17 protein-coding genes and 2 pseudogenes are annotated in these 19,362 nt (G+C 71.7%); 6 read left to right on the top strand and 13 right to left on the bottom strand.

Annotation, left to right across the window (positions count from 1 at the left end; genetic code table 11):
• Positions 1-2,278 (bottom strand): MMPL family transporter (locus ACTWP8_RS10610; protein WP_443321887.1); only part of this gene is annotated, 2,278 nt, incomplete at its 3' end.
• Between the two features lie 185 nt (positions 2,279-2,463).
• Positions 2,464-3,063, bottom strand: coding sequence for a TetR/AcrR family transcriptional regulator (locus ACTWP8_RS10615; RefSeq protein ID WP_443321888.1), 600 nt, complete (start codon positions 3,061-3,063; stop codon positions 2,464-2,466).
• A gap of 169 nt (positions 3,064-3,232) precedes the next feature.
• Between ACTWP8_RS10615 and ACTWP8_RS10620 the strand changes: the two genes are divergently transcribed.
• Complete coding sequence (locus tag ACTWP8_RS10620) at positions 3,233-6,550, top strand: S41 family peptidase (RefSeq protein ID WP_443321889.1); 3,318 nt, start codon at positions 3,233-3,235, stop codon at positions 6,548-6,550.
• Positions 6,551-6,662: 112 nt separating this feature from the next.
• Here the strand turns inward: ACTWP8_RS10620 and ACTWP8_RS10625 are convergent, their stop codons facing one another.
• The 4 genes from ACTWP8_RS10625 to ACTWP8_RS10640 all read right to left on the bottom strand — a co-directional run bounded on the left by ACTWP8_RS10625 (position 6,663) and on the right by ACTWP8_RS10640 (position 10,605).
• Positions 6,663-6,917 carry a hypothetical protein gene (locus tag ACTWP8_RS10625; RefSeq protein ID WP_443321890.1) on the bottom strand — a complete coding sequence of 85 codons (255 nt, stop codon included), beginning with the start codon at positions 6,915-6,917 and terminating at the stop codon, positions 6,663-6,665.
• 135 nt (positions 6,918-7,052) lie between these two features.
• On the bottom strand, positions 7,053-7,949 hold the full coding sequence (locus ACTWP8_RS10630) for an SDR family oxidoreductase (protein WP_443321891.1): 897 nt from the start codon (positions 7,947-7,949) through the stop codon (positions 7,053-7,055).
• Positions 7,946-8,962 carry an alpha/beta fold hydrolase gene (locus ACTWP8_RS10635; RefSeq protein WP_443321892.1) on the bottom strand — a complete coding sequence of 339 codons (1,017 nt, stop codon included), beginning with the start codon at positions 8,960-8,962 and terminating at the stop codon, positions 7,946-7,948. The genes ACTWP8_RS10630 and ACTWP8_RS10635 overlap by 4 nt, the downstream gene beginning before the upstream one ends.
• Positions 8,959-10,605, bottom strand: a complete 1,647-nt coding sequence (locus ACTWP8_RS10640) for a flavin-containing monooxygenase (protein ID WP_443321893.1) — start codon at positions 10,603-10,605, stop codon at positions 8,959-8,961. The genes ACTWP8_RS10635 and ACTWP8_RS10640 overlap by 4 nt, the downstream gene beginning before the upstream one ends.
• A 162-nt stretch (positions 10,606-10,767) precedes the next feature.
• Here ACTWP8_RS10640 and ACTWP8_RS10645 point away from each other — a divergent pair, with 162 nt between their 5' ends.
• Entirely contained in the window at positions 10,768-11,532 is a 765-nt protein-coding gene (locus ACTWP8_RS10645) for a MerR family transcriptional regulator (protein WP_443321894.1), read from the top strand.
• A gap of 269 nt (positions 11,533-11,801) precedes the next feature.
• On the opposite strand, the gene ACTWP8_RS10650 is transcribed toward ACTWP8_RS10645, so the two are convergent.
• A complete protein-coding gene (locus ACTWP8_RS10650; protein WP_443321895.1) occupies positions 11,802-12,311 on the bottom strand; it encodes a glycine-rich domain-containing protein in 510 nt (169 codons plus the stop codon).
• Positions 12,312-12,824: 513 nt separating this feature from the next.
• On the bottom strand, positions 12,825-14,036 hold the full coding sequence (locus ACTWP8_RS10655) for a helix-turn-helix domain-containing protein (protein ID WP_443321896.1): 1,212 nt from the start codon (positions 14,034-14,036) through the stop codon (positions 12,825-12,827).
• A 138-nt stretch (positions 14,037-14,174) separates the two neighbouring features.
• Between ACTWP8_RS10655 and ACTWP8_RS10660 the strand changes: the two genes are divergently transcribed.
• Entirely contained in the window at positions 14,175-14,402 is a 228-nt protein-coding gene (locus ACTWP8_RS10660) for a DUF2277 domain-containing protein (protein ID WP_443321897.1), read from the top strand.
• A 273-nt stretch (positions 14,403-14,675) separates the two neighbouring features.
• On the top strand, positions 14,676-15,611 hold the full coding sequence (locus ACTWP8_RS10665; RefSeq protein WP_443322056.1) for an NAD-dependent epimerase/dehydratase family protein: 936 nt from the start codon (positions 14,676-14,678) through the stop codon (positions 15,609-15,611).
• Between the two features lie 52 nt (positions 15,612-15,663).
• Here the strand turns inward: ACTWP8_RS10665 and ACTWP8_RS10670 are convergent.
• Positions 15,664-16,093 (bottom strand): annotated as a pseudogene (locus tag ACTWP8_RS10670) (DUF6596 domain-containing protein).
• Positions 16,094-16,132: 39 nt separating this feature from the next.
• A complete protein-coding gene (locus ACTWP8_RS10675) occupies positions 16,133-16,381 on the bottom strand; it encodes a sigma factor-like helix-turn-helix DNA-binding protein (protein ID WP_443321898.1) in 249 nt (82 codons plus the stop codon).
• Between the two features lie 87 nt (positions 16,382-16,468).
• On the opposite strand from ACTWP8_RS10675, the pseudogene ACTWP8_RS10680 reads away from it, so the two are divergent.
• A pseudogene (locus ACTWP8_RS10680) lies at positions 16,469-16,777 on the top strand (MFS transporter); the annotation flags it as partial.
• A gap of 172 nt (positions 16,778-16,949) precedes the next feature.
• Here the strand turns inward: ACTWP8_RS10680 and ACTWP8_RS10685 are convergent.
• The 3 genes from ACTWP8_RS10685 to ACTWP8_RS10695 form a co-directional block, all read right to left on the bottom strand.
• Positions 16,950-17,258: an antibiotic biosynthesis monooxygenase family protein gene (locus ACTWP8_RS10685; RefSeq protein WP_443321899.1), complete on the bottom strand. Its 309-nt coding sequence runs from the start codon at positions 17,256-17,258 to the stop codon at positions 16,950-16,952.
• A gap of 135 nt (positions 17,259-17,393) precedes the next feature.
• Positions 17,394-17,906, bottom strand: coding sequence for a DUF309 domain-containing protein (locus ACTWP8_RS10690; protein ID WP_443321900.1), 513 nt, complete (start codon positions 17,904-17,906; stop codon positions 17,394-17,396).
• A gap of 37 nt (positions 17,907-17,943) precedes the next feature.
• Entirely contained in the window at positions 17,944-18,747 is an 804-nt protein-coding gene (locus tag ACTWP8_RS10695) for an exodeoxyribonuclease III (RefSeq protein WP_443321901.1), read from the bottom strand.
• Between the two features lie 75 nt (positions 18,748-18,822).
• Here ACTWP8_RS10695 and ACTWP8_RS10700 point away from each other — a divergent pair, with 75 nt between their 5' ends.
• Positions 18,823-19,293 carry a GNAT family N-acetyltransferase gene (locus ACTWP8_RS10700; RefSeq protein ID WP_443321902.1) on the top strand — a complete coding sequence of 157 codons (471 nt, stop codon included), beginning with the start codon at positions 18,823-18,825 and terminating at the stop codon, positions 19,291-19,293.
• Positions 19,294-19,362: the final 69 nt, after the last annotated feature.

The following is a 19,362-nucleotide window of genomic DNA, read 5'->3' on the forward strand; positions in this document are numbered from 1 at the left end:
GCTCAGGGTCGGGCTCCGCGTCCGGGTCACCGGCGGCGCCGCCTCCGCCCGCGGCGGGCACGCCCGCCGCGGGCCCCGCGTCGGCCCCCAGTCGCTTCCGGAGTTGCTCGCCCTCGACGTCCACGTTCGGCAGGAGCCTGTCCAGCCAGCGCGGCAGCCACCACGCGGACCTGCCGAGAAGGGCGAGCACCGCCGGGACGATCGCCATGCGCACCACGAACGCGTCGAAGGCGACGGCGATCGCCAGGCCGAAGCCGATCATCTTCACCATCGACTCGGACGAGCCGATGAAGCCCGCGAAGACGCTGATCATGATGACCGCGGCCGCCGTGACGACCCTGGCGCCGTGCCGGAAGCCGGTGACGATCGCCTGGCCCGGCCGCTCCCCGTGGACGTACGCCTCGCGCATCCGGGTCACCAGGAAGACCTCGTAGTCCATCGCGAGGCCGAAGACGACCCCGATCATGAAGATTGGCATCATGCTCATGATCGGCCCGGTCTGCTCGACGCCGAAGAGGTCTCCGAGCCGGCCCCACTGGAAGACCGCAACGACCGCGCCCAGCGCGGCGACCACCGAGAGCAGGAAGCCGAGCGCCGCCTTCAGCGGGACCAGGACCGACCGGAAGACCACCGTCAGCAGCAGGAACGCCAGGCCCACCACCAGCGCCAGATACGGCAGCAGCGCGTCGTTGAGCTTCTGCGAGACGTCGATGTTCATCGCGGTGGTGCCGGTCACCAGGACCTCGGCGCCGGTGTCCGCCTCGATGTCACCGGCCGCGTCCCGGATGTTCGAGACCAGGTCCTCGGTCTCCGTGCTGCTCGGCTTGGAGTCCGGGACCACGCTCAGCATGGCCGTTTCGCCTGCCTTGTTGAAGGTGGCCGGAGTGACGGCGGCGACGTCGTCGAGGCCGGAGACGGTCCTGGCCACCTGCCGGGCGGCCGCCTTCGGGTCGTCGCTGCCTTCGGCGTCCACGGCCAGCATCAGCGGCCCGTTGACGCCGGGGCCGAAGGAGTCGGCCAGCAGGTCGTACGCCTTGCGCTGGGTGGTGCTGGTCGGCTGTGCGCCGTCGTCCGGGAGGCCGAGCTCCAGCGAGGTCGCGGGGACGGCAATCGCACCGAGTCCGATCACGCCCGCCAGCAGCACCGGGACCGGGCGGCGCAGTACGAAACGCGCCCAGCGGGTGCCCATGTTGGGCTTCTCCCCCAGCCTCGCCCCCGGCTTCTCCCCCAGCCTCTCCTCCGCCTGCCCGGCACCGCCCTTGCGCGCCCTGCGGCCCAGCACTCGTCCGCCCGCGAAGCCCAGCAGCGCCGGGATCATGGTGAGCGCGATGAGCACGGCGATGACGACCGTTCCAGCCGCGGCCAGGCCCATCTTCGTCAGCATCGGGATATTGACGACCGAGAGGCCGACCAGGGCGATGACGACGGTGAGTCCGGCGAAGACGACCGCAGAGCCCGCCGTGCCGACGGCCCGTCCCGCCGCCTCCTCGCGCTCGCGGCCCTCGGCCAGCTCGGCGCGGTGGCGGGAGACGATGAAGAGCGCGTAGTCGATGCCGACGGCGAGGCCGATCATCGTCGCCAGGGTGGCCGTCGTGCTGGACAGGTCGAGTGCGCTGCTCAGCGCCGTGATCGAGGAGACCCCGATGCCGACCCCGATCAGCGCGGTGAGCAGCGGCATTCCTGCGGCGACCAGCGAGCCGAAGGTGATGACGAGGACGACGGCGGAGACGGCGATGCCGATGACCTCGGACGCCCCGGTCCCGGGCACGGTCTGCAGCGCGTCACCGCCGATCTCGACCGTGAGGCCCGCGTCGCGCCCGCCCTCGCCCGCGTCCTCGAGCGCCTCACGCGTGGACTCCTCCAGCTCGAAGCCGGAGACCTCGTACGAGACCTGGGTGAAGGCGGTCGTGCCGTCCTTGCTGACGGTCCTGGCCTGGTACGGGTCGGTGACCTGGCCGACCTGGTCGCCGGACCGCAGCTCGCGGACGACCTTCAGGGCCGCCGACTTGTTGGCCGGGTCGGTCATCTTCTCGCCGTCGGGGGCCTTGAAGACCACGCGCGCGGTGGCGCCGTCGGCGTTGCCGCCCGGGAAGCGCTCGTCCAGCAGGTCGAACGCCTTCTGGGCCTCGGTGCCCGGGATGGAGAAGGAGTTGGAGGTCGCGGCGGGGGCGCTGGCGGCGCCGATACCGACGACCGCCAGCAGCGCCACCCATATGAGGGCGACGAACCGGCGCCTGCGGAAGGCGAACCGGCCCAGCTTGTAGAGGAAGGTGGCCATGAAGGGTCTGCTCCCGTGTGTGATGAGGCCGAACGTGGGTGTGCGGTGCCGTCCCGACGACGAGAGCGGCGCGTCGGGCAGGACTTTGTGCGGTGGTGAACCGGGGAGGTGTGCGGGTTGCGGTCCCGGGAGATCCGTTGAGTTCCCGGAAGATCCGGAAGATACGGACCGGAGGTACGGAAAGGTCAGACGCCCAGGGCGGGGAAGACCACGGCGTCGATGAATCGGGTGAGGTACGCGGTGTCGACCGGCCGGTCCTCGATCAGCGGCCGCACGATGAAGGCGCCGATCAGCATGTGCGGGACGTACTCCAACGCCGGTGTGCCGGCGGGGACTTCACCCCGGCCCACCGCGCGCTGCAGCATCGCGTGGAGACCGGCGATCTCGGGCTCGATCAGCAGCTCGCGCAGCGCCTGGTGGAGATCGGGGTCCCGGTAGACCGCCTGGGCGAGACCACGCAGCAGGGCGGTGTCCTTCTGCATCCGGTCGTCGTCGGAGAGGCGGAGCATCTCCGCGACGTCGCCCCGCAGGCTGCCGGTGTCGACGTCCTCGAGCGATACGGGCTTGTTGTGCCGCAGGGCCGTGGCGACCAGCTCGGGCTTCCCCTTCCACTGGCGGTAGAGGGTCGCCTTGCTCGAGCGCGTGCGGGCCGCGACGGCGTCCATCGTCAGTGCTTCGTAGCCGAGCTCCCGCAGCAGGTCGAGTACCGCCTCGTACAGCTCGCTCTCCCGCTCCGGAGTGAGCCGGGTGCGGCGCGGCGGTGTGCGCGGTGCCTCGGCGGGCATCTCATGACCTCCCCTACGAACGAAACGGTTTCGTACACATGCGAGAGTATCCCTGCGTCCGATCGAAACGCAAACGTTTCGCTATGTGCCTCGCGCCACGACCATGGCGATGCGCGCGCTCCCGGCCCACAAGTTGCCACGGCCCGGACACGCCCGGGACATTGGAGTAGTGAGCGATGGCGCGTATCTCCGGTTCCCGCACATCCACGAGGATCTGCTCTGTTTCGCGGCCGAGGACGACCTCTGGGTCGCTCCCGTCGCCGCGCCGGGCGCCCCGGCCGAGCGGGCCTGGCGGGTCACCGTCGACCGGACCCGGATCGGCCACCCCCGCTTCTCCCCCGACGGCACCCAGATCGCCTTCACCACCTGGCGCAGCCTGGACCCCGAGATCCACCTCGCCCCCGTCGACGGCGGGCCCGCACGCCGCCTCACCTACTGGGGCTCCACCGACACCCGGGTCTGCGGCTGGAGCCCGGACGACCACATCCTGGCGGTGGCCTCGCACGGCCAGCCCTTCTCGTACTTCTCCTGGGGCTACAAGGTGCCCACCGACGGCAGCCCCGGCGGCCGCCTGCCCTGGGGCCCGATCGCCGACATCGCGATCGCCGACGTCGGCGGCGAGCACCTGACCCTCCTCCTCACCGGCAAGCCGCCGCACGAGCCCGCCTCCTGGAAGCGCTACCGGGGCGGGGCCACGGGCCGGCTGTATCTGCAGTGCGAGCGGCTGCTCCCCGAGCTGAACGGCCATCTGGACTGCCCGATGTTCGTGGGCGACCGGATCGCCTTCCTCTCCGATCACGAGGGCATCGGCAATCTCTACTCCTGTGCGCACGACGGCTCCGATCTGCGGCGCCACACCGACCACGAGGCGTTCTACGCCCGCCACGCGTCCACGGACGGCTCGCGCGTCGTCTACCAGTGCGCGGGCGACCTGTGGCTGGCCGAGGACCTGACGGGCGGCGCGGACTCCGGGGCCCCGCGGAAGCTGGAGGTCCGGCTGGGCGGCGCGCGCACGGGACGCCGTACGTACCAGATCCCGGCCGCATCGCACGTCGCCTCGCTGTCCGTGGACACAACGGGGCGCGCGAGCGCGGTGTGCGTGCGCGGCAGCCTGTACTGGCTGACCCACCGCGACGGCCCGGCCCGTACGATCACCGACACCCCGGGCGTACGGGTCAGGCGGCCGGAGATGCTGGGCTCGTCGGGCCGGATCGCGTACGTCACGGACGCGGAGGGCGAGGACGCCATCGAGATCGCGGACCTGCCGCGGGCCGGGGCGGCGCGCGAGCCGCGGCGGATCGCGGCGGGCGCGGTCGGCCGGGTGCACGCGCTGGCGGCATCACCGGACGGCGAGCGGCTTGCGGTGGCGACGCACGACGGGCGGCTGTTGATCCTCGACACGGCCGAGAACGGCGAGGGCGAAGTCGAGGGCGAAGTCGAGGGCGGGGGCGAAGGTCCGGAGGGCGGAGTCACCGAGGTCATCCGGTCCATCAACGGGCCGGTCCGCGACCTCGCCTTCTCCCCCGACTCCGAGTGGATCACCTGGTCCCACCCGGGCATCGGGCGCACGCTCCGCCAGATCAAGCTGGCGCGGCTCGCGGACCGCACGATCATCGACGTCACCAACGGCCGCTTCGAGGACGAGCAGCCGGTGTTCACCCGCGACGGCCGCTACCTCGCCTTCCTCTCCTGGCGCGGCTTCGACCCGGTCTACGACGTGCACACCGGCGACCTGTCCTTCCCGCTGGGCTGCCGCCCCTATCTCGTACCGCTGTCGTCGGCGACTCCCTCGCCCTTCGCGCTCTCCGCCGAGGGCCGGCCCGCGGCCGGGGGCCTCGACCCCGGCGACCGCGGTGAGGCGGGCGAGGGCGACGGGCATGTGATGGTCGAGGTCGAGGGCCTGGCGAGCCGGGTCACGCCGTTCCCCGTCACGGCCTCCAAATACTCCTCGCTCCGTCCGGTCGCGGGCGGCGGCCTGGTGTGGCTGCGCTGGCCGATCTCCGGCGCGCTCGGCGAGACCTTCGCCAACCCGGCCGACATCACGGGCAAGCCGACGCTCGAGCACTTCGACCTCGCGCGGGCCAGGCGCACCGAACTGGTCACGCACCTCGACTGGTTCGCGCTCAGCGTCGACGGCACCCGGCTGGTGGTGGCCGACGACGACGAGCTGCGGGCGATCCCGGCGATCGAGCCGGGCGACAGCGACTCGACCGTCTACCTCGACCTGCGGCGGATCCAGCACCAGGTGGACCCGGAGGCGGAGTGGCGGCAGGCGTACGAGGAGGCGGGCCGGATCGTCCGGGCGTACTTCTGGGAGCCGCGGATGTGTGGTGTGGACTGGGACGGGGTGCTGGACCAGTACCGGCCCCTGGTCGAACGGGTCGCGTCCCCCGACGAGTTCGCCGATCTGCTCCGCGAGGTGATGGGCGAGCTGGGCACCTCCCACGCGTACGTCACCCCTGCCCGCCGCAACGAGGGTCCGCCGCACTACCAGCGGCCGATCGGCCTGCTCGGCGCCAACTTCGCGCGCACCAAGGATGGGCGGTGGGCCGTGACCCGCATCCTGCCCGGCGAGTCCTCCGATTCCAGGGCGCGCTCGCCGCTCGCGGGCTCCGGCATCCGCGAGGGCGCGATCCTCACGCACGTCGACGGGCGTCCAGTGGACCCGGTGGCCGGGCCGTACCCCCTCCTCACGGCGGCGGGCGGGACGACCGTGGAGCTGACCTTCCTGCCCGCGGAGGGCGAGGGCCCGACCCGGCGGGTCGCGATCCAGCCGCTGATCGACGAACGGACGCTGCGCTACCAGGACTGGGTGGCCAAGCGCCGCGAGGTGGTACGGGAGTCCAGCGGCGGCAGGTGCGGCTATCTGCACATCCCCGATATGGGCGGCTCGGGCTGGGCGCAGTTCAACCGTGATCTGCGGATGGAGATGGCGCGGGACGCCGTGATCGTGGATGTGCGGGGCAACGCGGGCGGCAACATCAGCGAGCTGGTCATAGAGAAGCTCACCAGGACGGTTCTCGGGTGGGACCTGACGCGCGACGCGCAGCCCGTGTCGTACACCTCCAACGCGCCGCGCGGGCCGGTCGTCGCGCTCGCGGACGAAATGACCTCCTCCGACGGCGACATGATCACCGCGGCCTTCAAACTGCTCGGTCTCGGGCCGGTGGTGGGGCTGCGGACGTGGGGCGGGGTGGTCGGCATGACGGGGCGGCACCCGCTCGGCGACGGCACGGTCATCACGGTGCCGATGAACGCGGCCTGGTTCGAGGGCTACGGGTGGGGCGTCGAGAACCACGGCGTGGAACCGGACATCGAGGTGGACCGTACGCCGCTGGACTGGGCGGAGGGGCGGCACAAGCAGCTCGACGACGCGGTCGAGCTCGCGCTGAAACTGCTGGAGGAGCACCCGGCCAAGAACCCGCCGGACTACTCGGACGTGCCGGACCTGCGCCGCCCCAAACTGCCGCCGCGCAACCGGGACTGAGGCTGCTGAGGCTTACGGAGGCCGGAGGCCGCGAGCCGGAGGAAGGGGCGGACCCTCGTGGGGTGCGCCCCTTCCGCGTGCGCCGTGCGATGCGCAGGTGTGCGCGGCGACGTCAGTGGTCGATGTCGTCGCTCATCTCGTCGAGGGAGCCCTGCCGCCCCTGCTCGCGATTCGGCTGCGAGCGCTCGCGCGGCTTGTCCTGGGGCCGCTGCTGGCCGCCGCGCTGCGGCTGCTGCCCACCGCGCTGCGGGTTCTGACGGCGCTCGCGCTCGGACTTCTCGTCCTGGCTGCTGCTGCCCTTCATGTTCTGCTTCGCGCGCTCCTGCATCTGCTGCGCCTTGTCCTGGAACTGGTCCTTGATGCCCATCAGTGTCACTCCTTGCTGGGTGAAGGGGCTTGAGCCCCGACCAAGCGTTACATGAGCGGACACTCTTCGCATTCCAGAACCCAACGCCCGGTGCGGAGAGTGACAAGGCGCAGCTCAGCAGGCGTGCACGCAGCGCTACCCGGGCCGCTCCGCGCGGGACTTCTCGTCCGCCGCACCGCCCGCGCCGACCAGTCCGCCGCGCGTCCCGCGGGTCGCGGCGAGACGCGGCTCGAATCGCCGCATCTGGCGCTGCCCCACGATCCCGATGGCGCCGGGCAGATAGCCGCGCACCGCCTGCATGCCGCGCAGCCACCACTGCCCGTAGACATGCGCGGAGCGGCGCTCGATGCCCGCGACGATCCGGCCGACGGCGGGGCCCAGCGGGTACGTGCGGTTGGCGGGCCAGGGCAGCCGCTGCCGCAGCTCGCGCATCACCTCGTCCTCGTCCGCGCCGCGCACCATGTCGGTGTCGGTCCAACTCAGGTACGCCACACCGACCTTGACGCCCTTGTGGCCCACCTCGCCGCGCAGGCAGTGGGCGTACGCCTCGACGCCCGCCTTGGACGCGCAGTACGCCGTCATCATCGGCGCCGGGGTGATCGCGGCGAGCGAGGCGATCTGCAGCAGATAGCCGCGGCTCTCCAGCAGCGCGGGCAGGAAGGCGCGGGCGGTCGTGGCGCTGCCGAGCAGGTTGACCTCGATGACCCGGTTCCAGGACCGCGCCTCGGAGTCCAGGAACGGACCTCCTTGCGCCACACCGGCGTTGGCCACGACGATGTCGGCCCGGCCGAAGCGCTCCAGGACCTCCCGTGCGACCTGCTCCATGGCCTCGGCGTCGGTGACGTCGGCGTGCCAGTACGCGGACTCGGTGGGCAGCCGGTCCGAGACCTGGCTCAGCTCCTCCGGTTCCAGGCCGATCAGCGCGATCTGCGCGCCGCGCGCGGCGAGTTGGCGGGCCAGCAGCTCGCCGACACCGCGCGCCGCGCCGGTCACCACCGCGACCCGCCCCTCCAGGCTCCTGCGTGCGCTCACGACGTCTCCTCCTTTACCTTGGCCGGTTCTTCCGCGGGCACTGCTGGAGCGGCCGTGGGGCGATCGCGTGTGCCGTCGTGGTCCCGTACGGCGAGGTGGTCGCGTACGGCGAGGTGGTCGCGTACGAGGTCGCGGATCGCGCCGGTGACGGCGTCCGGCGCCTCCACCGGGGTCATATGGCCGAGCCCGGCCAGCTCGGTGAGCCCGACGCAGTTGGGCAGGGCCGCGACGATGCGCCGGGCGTGCACCGCAGGGGTCAGCCGGTCGGCCGTGCCCGCGATCACCACGGTCGGCACGGTCAGCCGCTCGAGCTGCGCGTCGAGGTCGAGTTCGCCGAGGACATGCGCCCACGCCGCGCGTACGGTGCGCGGGCAGGCATGCACGATACGGGCGCACGCCTCCACCATCTCCGGGGTCGAAGCCCTGCCCATCGTCGCGTACTTGAGGATCCGCTTCGCCAGGGGCGTGACCGGGCCGTAGGGCGCGCGCGTGCCGAGCAGCGCGCGATGCACCCGCGCGCGGATCCGCTCCCGGCGCAGCGGCACCACCATCGTCCCGGACACCAACCCCGAACTGCCGGTGCTGCACAGCAGGACGGCGGCCGCGTGATCGCGGAGCGCGGGCCGGTCCGCGGCGGCCATAAGGGTCATGCCGCCCATGGAGTGCCCGGCGAGCACCGCACGCTCGCCCGGCGCGAGCGCCGCACCGAGCACCGCCTCGAGGTCGTCGGCGAGCGCGCTGGTGCTGTAGCCGCCGGGGCCCGGTGCCGGGCTGCGGCCGTGCCCGCGCTGGTCGTACACGACGACCCGGTGGTCGGCTGCCAGCGCGCGGACGACCGGCGCCCAGAAGGCGGTGGAGCAGGTCCAGCCGTGCGCGAGGACGATGGCGGGCGCGTCCTCGGAGCCGTGCACTTCGACGTGCAGCCAGGCCCCGTCGGCGGAGACGGCGGTCAGCTCGCGCGCTGCCGGGGGCGGGGCGTACGGCCCGGAGACGACGTGCATGAGCCTGCTCATGCGTGGGCCTCCTCGGCAGTCGCGGAATCGGCATGCGTCGATTCGGCGTGTGCGGATTCGGCCGTCTCGGCGGCCTGGTCCGCGGGGGCCCGGTCCGCGGGGGCGCGCAGCACCGCGTATTCGGCGAGGTCGACTCGCTTGGTGACGCGGCGGAACTCGCCCGTCGTGCCCGGCCAGATGGTGGTGTTGCGGCCATTCGCGTCCATGTACCAGCTATCGCAGCCGCCGGTGCTCCAGACCGTGCGCTTCATGCGCTCCTGGATGTGCCGGCTCCAGGCGTGGACGGCCGAGGCCCTGGCGTCCAGCGCGACCTTGCCGCCCAGGGTGTCGAGCTGCTCGATGAAGTCCGTCATGTAGTTCAGCTGGGCCTCGATGATGAGGATCATCGAGCTGTTCCCGAGCCCGGTGTTGGGCCCGATGATGGTCAGGAAGTTGGGGAAGCCGGCCATGCTCGTGCCGCGCAGCGCCTCCATCCCGTCCTTCCACTCCTCCGCGAGCGTCGTGCCGTTCGCGCCGGTCACGCGCTGCGCGATCGGCATGTCGGTGACGTTGAAACCGGTGCCGAAGACGATCGCGTCAGCCTCGGTCCCGGTGCCGTCGGCGGCGATCAGCGTCGAGCCGCGGACCTCCTTGAGGCCGGAGGAGACCAGCCCGACATTCGGCTGGGCGAGGGCCGGGTAGTAGTCGTTGGACAGCAGGATGCGCTTGCAGCCGATGCGGTAGCCGGGGGTGAGCCTGGCCCGCATGGCGGGGTCCTTGATGGCCTTGCGTATATGGGACTTGGCGATGGCCTGGACGAGCTCCAGCTCGGTCGTCCGCTTGGTGAAGGCGCTGACCTGGAGCTCGCGGATGCCCCAGAGCAGTCCGCGGCGCAACGCGCGCGTGGCGGGCAGCCTGGTGTGCAGCCAGCGCTCCACGGCTGCGATCTTGCGGTCCATGCGCGGCAGCACCCAGGGTGGGGTGCGCTGGAACAGCGTCAGCCGCTCCACGTCCGGTTGGATCGCGGGCACGATCTGGATCGCCGACGCGCCCGTGCCGATCACCGCGACGCGCTTGCCGCGCAGGTCGTAGTCGTGGTCCCAGCGCGAGGAGTGGAAGACCTTGCCAGGGAACGAATCCAGGCCCGGGATGTCGGGGATCTTCGGGTCGGAGAGCGGCCCGGTCGCGGAGACGACGACGTCGGCGGTGAGTGCGCCGGTCGCGGTCTCGACCTCCCAGTGCAGCCCGTCGGTGTTCCAGCGCAGGCTGTGCACCTCGGAGTTGAAGCGGATGTGCGGGCGCAGCCCGAAGGTGTCGGTGACCCGCTCCAGGTACGCGCGGATGTGCGGCTGGCCCGAGAAGGCGCGCGGCCACTCGGGGTTGGGCGCGAAGGAGAACGAGTAGAGGTGCGAGGGCACGTCGCAGGCGCAGCCGGGGTAGCTGTTGTCCCGCCAGGTGCCTCCGACCGCGTCGGCCCGCTCCAGGACGGTGAAGTCGGTGATGCCGGCACGGCGCAGCCGGACGGCGGCGCCGAGGCCGCCGAATCCGGATCCGATCACCGCGACCCGTACGTGCTCGCGCCCGCGCCGTTGCCCTTGTCCGTTCCGGCGCCCGCCGGCGCTCCCCTGCCCGCCGCTCCCGTGGTCATGCTCGCGCTCGGCCATGCCGCCGCCTCCCAGCTCAGAACAACCGTGCCAGCAATCACTGGCGTCGTCCGGAGGGTAGAGCAGGACGGTACCCCTGGGTAGGGGTCGCGCAGCGGGAAGTTACCGCGGGTCGCAGGCGGCCCCGCCCGTCGCCCGCCTCCGCCGACATAGGCTGCTGCCGTGGCGAAGGACCAGGAACCAGACGAGAAAGCACAGGACGAAGCCCGCGAGTACCGCGCGGAGGAGCTGGCCCGGGAGGCCGGCATCACCGTCCGGACCCTGCGGTTCTACCGCGAGCGCAAACTGCTCCCCGCGCCGCGTCGCGAGGGCCGTATCGCCTGGTACAACGACCACCACCTGGCCCGGCTCCGTACGATCACCGCCCTGCTCGACCGCGGCCACACCCTCGGCGGCATCGCCGAGCTGATCGCGGCCTTCGAGAGCGGCCGCGACGTCGGCGAACTCCTCGGCCTGGAGGGCCTGGAGAGCACGGTGACCGTCCCGTGGTCCGAGGAGACCCCGGTCCGCCTCACCCCGGAGGAGCTGGCCGACTACTTCACCGGCCAGGTCACCCCGGAGAACCTCGCGACCGCCCTCGACCTCGGCTACGTGGCCGTGGACGGGGACGAGATCGTGCACGTCAGCCGCCGCCTGCTGGACGCCTCGAGCGCGCTGGTCGGCCAGGGCGTGCCGCTTGCCGCCGTCCTCGCCGCTGCCGACGAGGTCCGCGCCCACGCCGACGCGCTCGCCGAGCTCTTCACCCGGCTCATCGGCAGCCATGTCCTGCCCGGCACCGAGGACGCCGCCGCAGCGATCGGACGCCTCCGCCCGGTCTCGATGGCCGTCGTCGAAGCGGAGCTGTCGATGGCGATGGACCGCCGGATACGGTCCGAGCTCGGCCCCTGGCTGAAGGAGCAGACGGCGGGGGACACGGCGGAGGGCTGAGGGCGCACTGGGCACCGGAGGAGACCTTCGGGCGCGACGCCGAGTGACCGCGAAGCCCCGGCCCTCCGCCACGGGGGAAGCGGAGGGCCGGGGCTCGGTCTGTGGTCGATCAACGACCCGGGACGATGAACCCTCGAACCGCCCTAGGCTCTGCGGGAGCGGCCGAGCCCGATTGGGCGTCGGTGTACAGGGCTCGCCGAGACTCGTCGGTGGTGTCCCTGCGCGTGTCCGCGTCGACCCGGTCGTAGATCCGCCAGTCCTCGGATGGGTCAGCTGGGTCCGCCGCCGCCGCGACGCCGGGCAGGCCGCACAGCCGAAGCATCTTCTCGACGTGCCGGGCTTCGTCTTCGGTCATGCGGCCACCCTAGGCGTGCTGCGCCAAGTCCGTCAGGCCACTCGCCACTGGCCACTGAGGCTTCGGCATGGGCCGGATCTGGCACTCCGGGGCGTGCTGGCACTGCCGCTACGGAGACGAGGGTTTTGTCGTCCGGCGACCCCCACAGCCCCTCGTCGGCGGCATAGCCCAGCTCGCTGATCACTGCGCGAGTTCGTTCCAGGATGGGCGGGTCGTAGTGCGTTGGGTCGCAGCCCGGGTAGTGGTGCACGAACTCGCCGAACCGCGCGCACAGGTCGGCATACAGCTTCGAGTGAAGAAGCAGCGCGTGCCAGCCCTCGTCGACGATGCGCGACGGGGCCAGGGCGAGGTCCGGGAACCTCGAGCAGGCCACGACGAACTTGATGCCTTCCTCGACGATGCGCCCCGCCACCTCCTCGGACATGTCCGGGTTGCGTCCATGACGGTGCCTCGGACGCTCGCGAACTGCTCCTCTGTGAGTAACGACCGTGCGCCGGGGTGAGGGCCAGGGATCGGAGACGGGTCCGGTCCGGGGATACTCATGAGTGATCTCCATTCTCTGAGTGGAGGTTGACCCGCTCCGGCCGCGCGACCTGTGCAGGGCTCGGACGCGACCGGAGCGGGGGCCATTCGGAGGTCACGGACGGGCACCATTGCCGTTGCTCGGAGTCTCGATCCGCTCGGTGCCGGGGGCACTCGCATAGCGGGAATGCAACGGGACTCTCAAGGGCCGTCACGGCGTCATCGGCACGAACAACCCGAGTGGGTCCGTACGTCTGGCCGCTGTCCCTGCTGACTCGAAGAGTCATCAGGGAGCGGGCTCCGGTGTCACTGCTAACGCTGTTTGTGATCTCTCGCTCGCTGTCGGTGACCATGCCTGAAAGGTCTCGCGGACCAGCGGGCGATTACAGGGACGCAACGTCCCAGTTATTAACGGTTAGTTGGCGACGCCCAGGAACTCGGCGAGCTTTCGCAGGCCTGGCGGCCGAGCTGGGCCGTTCCACAGGTCGGTCACGATGGCCACGGCCAGCGTGTGATGGCGCATCCAAGCCGGAGCGACCCGCCGCAGCCTTTCCAGGGCCTTCACAGCTCCTCCGGCGTCCCCCACGTCGGTGTACGCCCGAGCCACGTCCAGCAGGAGCCAGGTACGCCACGACGGCGGCGTGTCCCTGGAAAGCCGCATCCCTCGGGCGAGATTCAACGCCTCCGCGGGCCGGGCGTGCTGGACGGCGAGCCGTACCCGCTCGATGCGCACAGAGGACCGGTTGAAGATGCTCAGCATCTTTCCGTCGACAGGCGGTGGCATCTTGGCCAGCCGCTCGGTGGCCTCCTCTGCCGCGAGCATCATGCCGCTGGCTTGGTCGTAGTCGCCGCTACGGGCGTAGCTGGTCGCCGCCGACATGAGCAGGCCGCCCCAGACGCGCATCCCCTCGGCCGATCCGACGTGTTCGCGCTCCACTCCGTCGGCAGCGTAGACGGCGAGGTTCTGGGCGTCGTCGAGACGGTTCTGCCGCTGGTACGCCCAGGCGACGGAGTTGGAAATCATGGGGGCCAGCAGCGGGTCGGACGACTCACCGGCGGCGGCCATGGCGCGCTCAAGGCTGGAGAGCGCCAAGTCGGTCTTGCCTAAACGGATCGCGAGATGGCCGCCGAGTTGGAGTGCCTTGCCCAAGGCGACCTGGCCTGCCGCGCGCTGGTCAGCGTTGCCGACCGCAGCCGCGAACCTGGCGTCGGCGATGATTCCCGGAAGCGTCTCCATGAGACGGCCGAACTCGGCATCGTGGTAAAGCGTCCAGCCCTCGGCAATCTCTCTTCGCAGCAAGGACATTGACAGCTTCTCAGGCCCGGTCGGCTCGGCTGGCGGAGCGAACAGCGGAGGCATGATGGCGCGGCGTACGGCGACGAGTTGGGGGGGTTCGGCATCACCGTTCGACGGCACACCGGGCGGGTCGCCGAGCAGGCTCGTCAGCTCGACGCCCAGACCCTTCGCTAGTGCATGCAGCGTGGGCAGCCGCGCGGAGTGCTTGCGCCGCTGCTCCAGCTTGCGCACTACATCCGCTGAGATGCCGGACCGCTCGGCCAGCCCTTCTTGGGTCAGGTAAGCCAGTCGCCGGAGACGCGCAATTCGGTCGCCCAGGTGCTCAGCCATGCTGTCGAAGGTACCGGGTTGCTGCATAGCCGTCTCTGGCGGTACCAGGGCGTACCGCTGGCGGCGGTTCTCGCCGCAGCACCACGTCCTGCCCGGGACGGTGGGCGCGACGGAGGGCTGAGGGCGCACACTGGGGGCATGTGCCGCAGCATCAAGACACTCCGCCCGCCGGTGACCGAGCAGGTCGGCGACGACGACATCCGGGCCGCCGCCCTGCAGTACGTCCGCAAGGTCTCGGGCTTCCACCACCCGGCCGCCCACAACCAGGCCGCGTTCGACGAGGCGGTGGACGCGGTAACCGCGGCCACCACCCAGCTCCTGGCGAACCTGGTAATCCGCGGCACGGGAACACGCCGCAGCGCGTAGGGCGGGCATTTTCTTCCCGCCTCAACGGCGAAAAGCCCTGCGGGGCAGACCGGCGGTGCGATTTCTCCCTCGGCCTGCCGGAGCACGCCGACGAGCACCTGGAATGACCGGCCCTGGCCCGCACGGCCGGGCGGGAGGCATGGCCCCGACGTTCGCGTTCAGCAGGCGTCACCGTGTGACGCCTTCCCGTGACGCTCCGACGGTCTTCCGCCCATGTCACAGACGGCCGGGCTGTCTCGTCTCAGATCTCAGAGAGACTCTGGAATCAAGGTGATGGTCATGCGGGTTTTCGTGGCAGGCGGGAGCGGGGTCATGGGGCGGCGGCTGGTGCCGCAGCTCGTGGCCCGGGGGCACCAGGTGACGGCTTCGACGACGAGCGCGGCCAAGCTGGGCTTGCTGGAGCAGCTGGGCGCGGATGGCGTCGTGATGGACGGGCTGGATGCGGTGTCGGTCGGTGAAGCGGTGGCGGCCGCCCGGCCGGACGCAATCGTGAACCAGATGACGGCAATTTCCGCGCCGCACGCCGGCAAGCCCAATATGAAGCACTTCGATCGATTCTTCGCCGCCACCAATCGGCTGCGCTCCGAGGGGACGGACCATCTGCTGGCCGCCGCCGAGGCAACCGGTGTCTCCCACGTCGTCGCGCAGAGCCACGCCTCTTGGAACGGAATCCGCAAGGGCGGATGGGTGAAGACCGAGGAGGACCCGCTGCCCCGGGAAACGGGGAAGTTCCGCACGGCGGCGGAGGCGATCCGCCACCTCGAGGACGTGGTCGTCAAGGCTGGTGGCGTGGCCCTGCGCTACGGCGGGTTCTACGGGCCGGGCGCCACCGACGATCAGGTCGAGCTCGTGCGCAAGCGGCAGTTCCCGCTCGTAGGGGGCGGCACCGGCTATATGTCATGGGTGCATCTCGACGACGCGGCGAGCGCTACCGTCCTGGCCGTGGAGCAGCAGGCGAAGGGGGTGTTCAACATCGTCGACGACGAGCCTGCACCGGCCAGCGAGTGGCTGCCTTATCTGGCTGCGTGCGCGGGGGCGAAGCCACCGATGCGGGTCCCCAAGTGGCTGGCCCGACTGCTGGCCGGGGAGTTGGTAGTGACGATGATGACCGAGGGGCGCGGCTTCTCCAACGCCAAGGCCAAGCGGGAACTCGGCTGGGAGCTGCGCTATCCGTCGTGGCGCCAGGGCTTCCGGGAGAGCCTCGCGTGACCAGGACCGAGGAGTTCGAGGCGCTGCGGCCGCTGCCGTTCGCGATCGCCTACTACCACCTCCCGCCAGTCCGTGTCCTGCCACCTCGGCGCCTCGGCGTGCACCGCCGCGATCGCGCCATCAGCGCGAACCGGCCGGGCGGCCTGCCCCGCAGCGCCTCGTGGACGAGCGCGATCCCCTCCTCGATCTCTCCCCGGTCCCACCGCGTACGGTCCTGCTCCGCGAGCAGCAGCAGCCGCCCGTCCTCCGCGGAGCGGGTGCCGCCCCGCGCGTCGGTGAGCAGGATCAGCGCCCAGTCCTGCGACCCCGGCGTCCTCCGGAAGGAGCGCCCGCAGCATCCGGGCGAGGTCGAGCGCGCGCTCCACCAGGTCGCGGCGGACGAGGTCGTCGCCCGCGGGCGCGGTGTGCCCGGTGGTGAAGAGCAGGTGCACGACCGTGAGGACCGCGTCGATACGGGCGGGCAGTTCGTCCGCGGGCGGCACCCGGTACGGGATCCGCGCGGCCGCGATCTTCTTCTTCGCTCAGGTGATACGGGCGGCCATGGCCGGCTCGGTCACCAGGAACGCGCGCGCCACCTCCGCCGTCTTCAGGCCGCACAGCAGCCGCAGAGTCAGCGCGACCTTCGCCTCCTCCGCCAGCGCGGGGTGGCAGCACGTGAAGATCAGCCGCAGCCGGTCGTCGGGGAACTCCTCCGGCGTCTCCTCCGCCGCGGCCCGAGGCCCGGTCCGGGCGCGGAGCCGGAGGCGGCCTCCTCGTCGAGAACGCCCCATCGGCCTGGCGATGGTCCCGCTCGCGCCGGCCCGGCTGACCGAGAGCTTCGGCCCACGGCCGCGTCTCGATCGTGGACCGCGACGCCGATGCTGATCGCACCCGTGGCGGGTGCCCTCGCGGACCGCTGGGGTAACCGGCCGTTCATGGCCATCGGCCTCGCGCTGCAGGCGATCGGGCTCGGCTGGGTCGCGGCGATCGCCGAGCCCGGGATGGGGTACACGCAGCTGAGCGTCGCCCTCACCGTGGCCGGTATCGGGACGTCGATGTGCTTCCCGACCGTCGCCAACGCGGTGATGGGCTCGGTTCCGCGCGAAGAGGCCGGAGTCGCGTCCGGCACGAAGCGCACTGCAGAACTCGGCGGCGTCTTCGGTGTCGCCGTCCTCGCGGCCGTCTTCACAGGACCGGCCGTCTACAGGTCGCCGCACGCCTTCGTCGACGCCTCCAAGCCCGCCCAGTGGGTCGGCGCGGGCCTGGCGGCAGCCGATATCGTCTCGGCGCTGCCGGCCCCCCGGGGCGGTCCTCTCACCCGGTCGGGAAGGCCGGTCCGGTCGCCCACTCCGCGACGTCTCAGATGGCGCGGACCAACGCGTAGAAACTGCTCTGCATGTCCGCGCAGAGCGCCCGGCAGGCGGCAACCCGCTCCGCGAACTCGGGCTTCTGGCTCCACGCGTTCAGCGACTCGCCGTCCCGCCACGCCGCGAACGACACGAAGTGGCTCGGGTCGTTCGCGTCCCGGATGAGCCGCGCTCGCACGAAACCGGGGTTCGCTTCCCGGGTCCAGGTGAGGAACTCCGTCCAGCGGTCGACGAACTCATCGGCCTTCCCTTCGGCGACCCGCCAGTTCCCCGAGGCCCAGTGCTTGCTCTCCTCCGGCATCGTGCCCACCTCGTCCCTATTCGTCGCGATTCGCGTTCGAACCCTACGAGACGGGCAGCCTCGGGCCCTGCTGACCGTGCGGGACAGTGCAGGCAGACCGCCGTATGACCGCCGTATGACCGCCGTATGGCGGACTCAGTCGCGCCCCCGCAGCCGCGGCGGGCTGAGGGTGGCGGCGCCGGCGGATGCTCCGCTCGCGATCTCCTCCGCCGCCTGCCGCGCCCAGCCGGCGAGACCGCCGGCGTCGATGCCGTGCGGCCGCTCCCTGCCGTACGGCGCGATCGCCTCCGCCGCCCTGCGGAGCAGCGACTCGGCGCCGCGCGCGTTGCCGCGGGCGGCGTGCGTCACGCCCACGGCGAGCTGCGCCAGGCCCTTCCACAGCGCCCGCTCGCCGGGTTCCGCGGTGGACTTCCAGGCGTCCTCGAAGACCTCGTGCGCGTGGAAGGGCATGCCGTCGTCGAGCAGCTGCTGCGCCTCGGCGAGCGTCTCGCCTGGGGTGCGCAGCACGCCTTCCGGCTGCCGTGCGACGCCTTCGGCGCCACGGGGCAGCGGCCGGCCCAGCCCATCGCGCGGCCGGGCACTGCGGGCGCGCCCGTCCGGGTCCCGGTCCCGGCCTGCCCCGTTGGAGTTCGTCTCGCTCTCGCTCACGGCTCCATGGTGCACGCGCGCGTCCACCGGCCGCGCCTCAGCGGCCCGTCTCGTACGTCACCGTCACCGGCGCGTGGTCCGACCAGCGCTGGTCGTGACTCGCCGCCCGCTCCACGACCGCCTTCACCGCGCGGGCCGCGAGCCCCCGGGTCGCGACGTGGTAGTCGATCCGCCAGCCGCTGTCGTTGTCGAAGGCCCTCCCGCGGTAGGACCACCAGGTGTACGGGCCTTCCGCGTCCGGGTGGAGCTGCCGTACCACGTCCTCGTACTGCGCCTCCTCGAAGACGCGGGTCAGCCACGCCCGCTCCTCGGGCAGGAAACCGGCCTTCCTCGTGTTCGCCTTCCAGTTCTTCAGGTCGGCCTCGCGGTGCGCGATGTTCCAGTCGCCGACGACGAGCACCTCGCGCCCTCCCGCCGCGGCCCGCTCGCGCAGCTCCTTCAGGTACGGCAGGAACTCGCCCATGAAGCGCTCCTTCTCGTCCTGCCGCTCCGTGCCGACCTCGCCCGAGGGGAGGTAGAGGCTGGCGACCGTCACGCCCGGCAGGTCGATCTCGGCGTACCGTCCACTGCCGTCGAACTCCGAGGAGCCGAAGCCCACTTGCAGGCGCTCCGGCTCGCGCCGTGCGTAGACGGAGACGCCGGCCCTGCCCTTGGCCGCGGCCGGGGCGTGCAGCGCGTGCCAGCCGGCCGGCTCCCGCACCTCCTCCGGCATCTGGCCGGGCTCGGCCCTGACCTCCTGGAGGCAGACCACATCGGCGGAGGTGTCCGCCAGCCACTCCACGAAGCCCTTCCTGGCGGCGGCGCGGAGCCCGTTCACGTTCACGCTTGTCACACAGAGCACTCCGGCACCATACGGGAGCCGGGAGTCCCCCGGCCGACAGTCGTATGGCCTCCGGACCTCCTTACGATGGCGGACATGCAGATCCGTCCCGTGCGCTTCGACCACCCCGACGCCATGAAGCTGAGCGACCTGGTGCAGCTCGAGTACGCCGAGCGCTACGGCGACGGCGACATCACGCCCATGGACCCGGCCCAGTTCGACCCGCCGCAGGGGCTCTACCTCGTCGCGTACGACGGCACGGAGCCGGTGGCCTCCGGCGGCTGGCGCGCCCAGGAGGCGAACGGCGAGGGTTACGCCGACGGCGACGCCGAGATCAAGCGGATGTACGTCGTGCGCGAGGCTCGTGGCCGGGGGCTGGCCCGCCGGATCCTCGCCGCCCTGGAGGACAGCGCGCGGGAGGCCGGCCGGACCCGCATGGTGCTGGAGACCGGCATCAAGCAGCCCGAGGCCATCGCCCTCTACACCTCGTCCGGCTATGCCCCGGCCGAGAAGTTCGGCCTCTACCGCTGCTACGAGGACAGCCGCTGCTTCGCCAAGGTCCTGTAAGGCAGGACGGGCGGGCCCGGGCGGACGGTCGGCTCCGGCAGGGCGGTCAGCTCTGGGAGGACGGTCGGC

The sequence above is a fragment of the Streptomyces sp. 7N604 genome (assembly GCF_052245475.1).
Classification (GTDB): domain Bacteria; phylum Actinomycetota; class Actinomycetes; order Streptomycetales; family Streptomycetaceae; genus Streptomyces.